The sequence below is a fragment of the Pseudomonas sp. SED1 genome (assembly GCF_034044025.1).
GTDB lineage: Bacteria > Pseudomonadota > Gammaproteobacteria > Pseudomonadales > Pseudomonadaceae > Aquipseudomonas.
Genome location: NZ_JAXCIS010000238.1, coordinates 140,612 through 147,117 on the forward strand (window position 1 = coordinate 140,612; position 6,506 = coordinate 147,117).

Annotated in this window: 7 protein-coding genes; 4 read left to right on the forward strand and 3 right to left on the reverse strand. The window is 60.9% G+C overall.

Annotated elements, in window-relative coordinates; all coding sequences use genetic code 11:
- Positions 1 to 56: 56 nt before the first annotated feature.
- Positions 57 to 767, reverse strand: a complete 711-nt coding sequence (locus SNL23_RS31330) for a FadR/GntR family transcriptional regulator (RefSeq protein WP_167665018.1) — start codon at positions 765 to 767, stop codon at positions 57 to 59.
- A 288-nt stretch (positions 768 to 1,055) separates the two neighbouring features.
- On the opposite strand from SNL23_RS31330, the gene SNL23_RS31335 reads away from it, so the two are divergent.
- Both SNL23_RS31335 and gudD read left to right on the forward strand, forming a co-directional pair.
- A complete protein-coding gene (locus SNL23_RS31335; RefSeq protein WP_318304731.1) occupies positions 1,056 to 2,405 on the forward strand; it encodes an MFS transporter in 1,350 nt (449 codons plus the stop codon).
- Positions 2,406 to 2,415: 10 nt separating this feature from the next.
- Complete coding sequence (gene gudD, locus SNL23_RS31340) at positions 2,416 to 3,765, forward strand: glucarate dehydratase (RefSeq protein ID WP_318304733.1); 1,350 nt, start codon at positions 2,416 to 2,418, stop codon at positions 3,763 to 3,765.
- Positions 3,766 to 3,767: 2 nt separating this feature from the next.
- On the opposite strand, the gene SNL23_RS31345 is transcribed toward gudD, so the two are convergent.
- A complete protein-coding gene (locus SNL23_RS31345; protein WP_318304734.1) occupies positions 3,768 to 4,655 on the reverse strand; it encodes an NAD(P)/FAD-dependent oxidoreductase in 888 nt (295 codons plus the stop codon).
- 144 nt (positions 4,656 to 4,799) lie between these two features.
- On the opposite strand from SNL23_RS31345, the gene SNL23_RS31350 reads away from it, so the two are divergent.
- Complete coding sequence (locus SNL23_RS31350; RefSeq protein ID WP_167665020.1) at positions 4,800 to 5,249, forward strand: Rrf2 family transcriptional regulator; 450 nt, start codon at positions 4,800 to 4,802, stop codon at positions 5,247 to 5,249.
- Positions 5,250 to 5,262: 13 nt separating this feature from the next.
- On the opposite strand, the gene SNL23_RS31355 is transcribed toward SNL23_RS31350, so the two are convergent.
- Positions 5,263 to 5,880: a TetR/AcrR family transcriptional regulator gene (locus SNL23_RS31355; protein WP_318304739.1), complete on the reverse strand. Its 618-nt coding sequence runs from the start codon at positions 5,878 to 5,880 to the stop codon at positions 5,263 to 5,265.
- 142 nt (positions 5,881 to 6,022) lie between these two features.
- Between SNL23_RS31355 and SNL23_RS31360 the strand changes: the two genes are divergently transcribed.
- Positions 6,023 to 6,463: a hotdog fold domain-containing protein gene (locus tag SNL23_RS31360; protein ID WP_076013837.1), complete on the forward strand. Its 441-nt coding sequence runs from the start codon at positions 6,023 to 6,025 to the stop codon at positions 6,461 to 6,463.
- Positions 6,464 to 6,506: the final 43 nt, after the last annotated feature.

A 6,506-nucleotide genomic window follows, 5' to 3' on the forward strand; every position in this document is an offset into this window, starting at 1 on the left:
GCTGAACCTTAAGGGGAAGACGGATCGCGGTATTGAAGAAAATGCCCCTGGCGAGCCTACTCCCCTGTCATCCGCTCCATGCTGTTGCTCAAGTGCAGCAGCATGGCGGCTCTGGCGGCATCCGGGTCCTGGCGGCGAATGGCTTTCAGGATCGCCTCGTGCTCAAGGTTCGCCAGGCGCCCCAACTCCATCAGGTCCGCGTCGCCGCGCTCTTCGGCGTTGATTCGGGTGCGCGGAATTACCGAGTTGCCCAGGTGATAAATCACGTCGGTGAAATAGGTGTTGCCGGTGGCCTGGGCGATCAGGCGATGGAAGCGCACGTCGGGTTCAACGGCGCTGTCGTTATTGGCCAGTGAGTCCTGGTAATCATCCAGTGCCTGGCGCATCTGCTGCAGTTGTTCGTCGGTACGGCGAAGGGCTGCCAACGCCGCTGCCTGGGTTTCCAGGCCCATGCGCAGCTCAAGAATGCCGCGCACGCTGGCCGCGGTGTCGTGGGTCAGGTGCAGGCCTTGGCGTTCGTCGCGCTCCAGCACAAAGGTGCCGACACCGTGGCGGGTTTCCACCAGCCCGGCGGCCTGCAATTTGGAGAGTGCTTCGCGTACCACCGTGCGGCTGACACCGTACTCACCCACGATAGCGGACTCGGACGGCAGCTTCTCACCCGGCGCCATCTGGCCCAGGAGAATCTGCTGGGTCAACGCGGTGACGATGTCGTGGGCAAGGCCCGGGGAGCGCTTGCGATTAAGTGCCGAGGTGGGGTTTTGCATCAGGAATTCCGTTCAGGGGCGCCTGGCAATACTAGCATTCTTATAAGCCCTAACTTGTATGACAACAAACAAATACCTGTAGGAGCGAGCTTGCTCGCGAAAAAGCCATCCACACCGCAAACCTTCAACATTACCGCGTAATCGTTGAGGATTTTCGCGAGCAAGCTCGCTTCTACAAAGTGTTGCCATCTCTGAAATCACAGTTGTATGATGTCTATCAAGCTGTCAGACATCTCTGGTAACCCAAGCAGTTCCCCGCACAACAATAATCAGTGGGAGTTTTACCTCGTGACCTCTTCCAGCCCTGCGACAGCTGCGCCTGCCACCGACCCGGTCCTGGCCCGCGCGATCAAGAAAGTGAAGAGCCACGTGCTCCCGCTCTTCGTGATCATGTTCATCGTCAACTACATCGACCGCGTCAACATCGGTTTTGTGCGTACCCATATGGAGCACGACCTGGGCATCGGTGCGGCCGCCTACGGCTTCGGCGCCGGGTTGTTTTTCATCGGCTACGCGCTGTTCGAAGTGCCGTCCAACATGCTCCTGCAAAAAGTCGGCGCGCGCATCTGGCTGACCCGCATCATGTTCACCTGGGGCATCACCGCGACGTTGATGGCCTTCATCCAGAACGAAACCCACTTCTACATCCTGCGCTTCCTGCTGGGCGTGGCCGAAGCCGGCTTCTTCCCCGGGGTGATCTACTATTTCACCCGCTGGTTGCCCGGTGTCGAACGCGGCAAGGCGATTGCGATTTTCCTCAGCGGCTCGGCCCTCGCCTCGCTGATCTCCGGCCCCTTGTCCGGCGTGCTGTTGCAAATCACCGGGTTTGGCCTGCACGGCTGGCAGTGGATGTACATCATCGAAGGCATGGCCTCGGTGCTGCTGTGCTTTTTCGTGTGGTTCTGGCTCGACTCCAAACCCCACGACGCCAAATGGCTCAGCCTTGAAGAAAAGGATGCGCTGGTGGGCGAGATCGACCGCGAACAACGTGAGCGTGACGCCGCCACCACGGTCAAGCCGACCCTGGGCAAGCTGCTCAAGGACCGCCAGATCATGCTGTTCTGTGCCCTGTACTTCTGCATCCAGCTCACCATCTACGCCGCCACTTTCTGGCTGCCGAGCATCATCAAAAAGATGGGCGACCTGAGCGACATTCAGGTGGGCTTCTACAACTCGATCCCGTGGTTGATTTCCATCATCGCGATGTATGCCTTCGCTGCCTTGGCGGGCAAGTTCAAGTTCCAGCAAGCGTGGGTCGCGGCGGCACTGTTGATCGCTGCCGTCGGGATGTTCTTGTCCACCACCGGCGGGCCGATCTTTGCCTTTATCGCGATCTGTTTTGCGGCGATCGGCTTCAAGTCGGCGTCCTCGCTGTTCTGGCCGATTCCCCAGGGTTACCTGGATGCACGGATAGCGGCGGCAGTGATTGCGTTGATCAACTCCATCGGCAACCTCGGCGGGTTTGTCGCACCCACCACCTTTGGTTTCCTGGAACAGACCACCGGTTCGATCCAGGGCGGTTTGTATGGCCTGGCGGGCACTTCGATCCTTGCGGCGATCCTGGTGTTTTTTGCCAGGACACTGCCTGCACCGACCACCAGCAGCGTGCTGCAACCCGCCCCCGTCTTGAGCAAATAAGGACTACACGATGAACACAGAACACCAGCACCACGCCAACGGCGCCCCGGTCGTTACCGGCTTGCAAGTCATCCCGGTGGCCGGCCACGACAGCATGCTGCTCAACCTCAGCGGCGCCCACGGGCCGTTTTTCACGCGCAATATCGTGATCCTTACCGACAGCGCCGGCCGTACCGGCGTCGGTGAAGTACCGGGTGGAGAACGCATCCGCGAAACCCTCGAAGACGCCCGCAGCCTGGTGATCGGCAAGCCCATCGGCCAGTACCAGAGCATCCTCAATGCCATGCGCCAGACCTTCGCCGCGCGGGATTCGGCGGGCCGGGGTTTGCAGACGTTTGACCTCCGCGTCACCATCCATGCCGTCACGGCGATGGAAGCCGCGCTCCTGGATTTGCTCGGCCAATTCCTCGAAGTCCCGGTCGCTGCACTCTTGGGCGAAGGCCAGCAGCGCGATGCGGTGAAGATGCTCGGCTACCTGTTCTACATCGGTGATCGCCAGCAAACCGACCTGGCCTATCGCAGTGAAGACAATGCCGAGGACTGGTTCCGCCTGCGGCACGAACAGGCCATGACCCCCGAAGCCATCGTGCGCCTGGCTGAGGCGGCCAAGGCGCAATACGGTTTCAATGACTTCAAACTCAAGGGCGGCGTACTGCGCGGCGCCGAAGAAATCGAAGCGGTCACAGCGCTGGCCGAACGCTTCCCCGATGCGCGCATCACCCTGGACCCCAACGGCGCCTGGTCGCTGAAAGAGGCCATTGCGCTGTGCCGCGACCAGCATCATGTGCTGGCCTACGCCGAAGACCCTTGTGGTGCGGAAAACGGTTACTCCGGGCGCGAAGTCATGGCCGAATTCCGCCGTGCCACCGGGCTGCCGACCGCCACCAACATGATCGCCACCGACTGGCGGGAAATGGGGCACGCGATCCAGTTGCAGTCCGTGGACATCCCACTGGCCGATCCACACTTCTGGACCATGCAAGGCTCCGTGCGCGTGGCGCAGATGTGCCACGAATGGGGCCTGACCTGGGGCTCGCATTCCAACAACCACTTCGATATTTCCCTGGCGATGTTCACCCAGGTGGCCGCCGCCGCGCCGGGGGAAATTACCGCCATCGACACCCACTGGATCTGGCAGGACGGCCAGCGGTTGACCAAGGCTCCATTGAAGATCGTCGACGGGCATATCAAGGTCCCGGCCAAACCGGGCCTGGGCGTGGACATCGACATGGACGCCGTGGCCCACGCCCACGAACTGTACAAAGGCATGGGTTTGGGTGCGCGTAATGACAGCGTGGCGATGCAGTTCATGATTCCGGGCTGGACGTTCGATAACAAGCGGCCGTGCCTGGTGCGCTGACCTCAGCTGAAGATCATCGAAAAGTGCGCGCCCACCCCGGCGCGCACGCCCTCACCTACTGCCAGCGCTACCGAGCCGCCGGCCAGGTTGGCGTCGCCACAGGCAAACACGCCAGGCACTGTGGTCTGGCGGGTCTCGTTGGTCAGCAGATAAGGTCCGGTCGGTCCTTCGACAAACTCACACCCCAACTGCTCGGCCAGCGGGCTGGCCATGCGCGTTCGGGACATGGTGAACATACCGTCCAGGGCGATCACCCGGCCGTCTGCCAACTCCACATCCGCCCGCTCACCGACAATCCGCCGCACCGCCTGGCTTTCGACGCTAACCCCGCGCCGATCCAGTTGCGCCTGCTGTTCGGCATCCGGCACAAACACGCCGTTGGTAAACAGCGTGGTGGTGCCCCAGTCCGGCAGCATCATGGCGTGATGCATCGCCAGCGGTGACGTCGCCAGCACGCCGATGCGGCCTTGATTCAAATCATAGCCGTGGCAATACGGGCAATGGAACACCTGCTTGCCCCAGCGCTCTTTCAGCCCCTCGACCTCGGGCAACTCATCCACCACGCCGGTGGCGAGAATCAGGCGCTTAGCGTTGAAACCCCCGTTGCAGCGGGTTTGCACCACGAAACCGCCCTGGTTTTGAATCGCTTCAAGGGCCGTGTCCTGCACCCAGGTTACCGTCGGATACTCCATCAACTGCCCTCGCCCTTCGGCGGCGATCAGCTCCGGCGGCTGACCATCCTGGCCGAGGAAACCATGGGAGGTGGCCGCAAACCGATTGCGCCGCTGCCCGGCGTCAATCACCAGCACCTTGCGCCGAGCCCGCACGAGTTGCAGGCCGGCAGACATTCCGGCGTAGCTGCCGCCCACGATAATCACGTCGTAAACCATGAAGATGACCTCTCTGGTGGCCCTTGCATCGATTGCCGGGCACTCACGACACACCATAAGTTACGTAAAAATACCTCGTCAAGAGTCTCGCAACTCTAATCGTTACGAACGATACTTTCGGGCAGGAAATCCAGAGGCTTGCAGATGAGAAACGACACCCGACTTTCGCGCATGCTCCACGTGCTGATCCACATGGGCCGCCACGAGGAACGCGCCACCTCGGAGACCATCGCGCAGATGCTCGGCACCAACGCGGTGGTGGTGCGCCGCACCCTCGGCCTGCTCAAGGAGAAGGGTTATGTGCGTTCTGAAAAAGGCCATCAGGGCGGCTGGAGCCTGGGCAAACCCTTGAGTGAGATCACGTTGCTGGACATCCACAACGCCCTCGGCACGTCGTCGATCTTTGCCGTCGGCTTATCCACTGATCACCCGCAATGCCTGGTAGAACAGGCCGTCAACGCGGCGCTGAACCAGGCGTTTGATGACGCCCAGGCGTTGCTGCTGCAGCGTTTGGGAGAGGTGACGCTGGCGCAGTTGGCGGATGATTTTGACGAGCGCTACAAGGTAGCGATGACACCAGCGCCGTGCGCGTAATGCCTTCGGCGCCCTAAGCGCCGCCCACCGAACGCCACGCGGCCTCGGCCAGGGTCTCGCGATAGAGTCGCGGGCTGCTGGTCGCCCGCCCGGCCAGCCAGGCGCGGCAGTAGGTATCGGCCTGGCCGATGATCAATGCCGGCAACAGCTCGGCCGGTACCTGGTTGAGTTGATCAGCACGCCCAGGTAGCACCATCCACTCCTTCAGCACTGCATTGCGCGCCTGGTTGCGGCTTTCCAGCTCGGCGGCGAATGGCCCCTTGGTCACGGCGAAATGCGCGTGGTACTGGAAACGCGCCCATTGCGGTTCGCTGTCCACCCAATCGACATAGCTGTGGACCAGCGCATACACGCCCTCCTTTGCCGTTTCGGCCGATTCAAGATAGCGCCCACGCAATTCGGCTTGATCTTCCAGCGCGGTAAAAAACAGCGCGGCGACCAAGCCTTCCTTGTTGCCGAAGTGGTGATAGATCGCGCCGACGCTGGTGTCGCAGCGTGCGCGGATCATCTCGATGGTGGTGGCTTCAAGGCCCTGTTCGTTGAACAGGTCGAGGGCTGACTTGAAGATATCGCGCTTCAATTCGGCCCTTCGGCCAGGGAAGCAACGCTGGAGCAGATCCGGGGTTTGCATGCTGAACACGAACTCAATCGTTGAAGAAAGGATAAGCCTGGGCAGCTTGACAGATTTCCCATGGGCAGAATACTGTTCCGTTACAGAACATTATTCTGTATCAGAACAATATTCCGTAACCTTACCAGAATGAGGCAGCACCATGAGTCAGGCTCTTAGCATGTTCAATAGTGTCGGTCCCGAAGCGTTCAGCAAACTGGCGTGCCAGATGGCGCCCTACTTCAGCACGATCAATCCGTTGATGACCCAGTTGCGTCCGGGGTTTGCCTCGGTGGAGGTGCCGTTCAGCAAGGCAATCACTAATCACCTGGGAACAGTGCATGCGATTGCCATGTGCAACGCTGCGGAACTGGCGGCGGGGACGATGACCGACGTATCCGTGCCGCCGGGTGCGCGGTGGATTCCCAAGGGGATGACGGTGGAGTACTTGGCCAAGGCTAAAAGCAGCGTGACGGCAACGGCCAGTGGTGAGGGGATTGACTGGCAAACGGCGGGTGACAAGGTAGTGCCGGTGGAGATGCTGGATGCGGAGGGGAAATTGGTGTTTACCGCGCGGATTATCATGAACGTGAAATTGGGGTGATGGTGTTGGTGGTTGGGACGGGGGGCATATCCGTTTCTTCGGT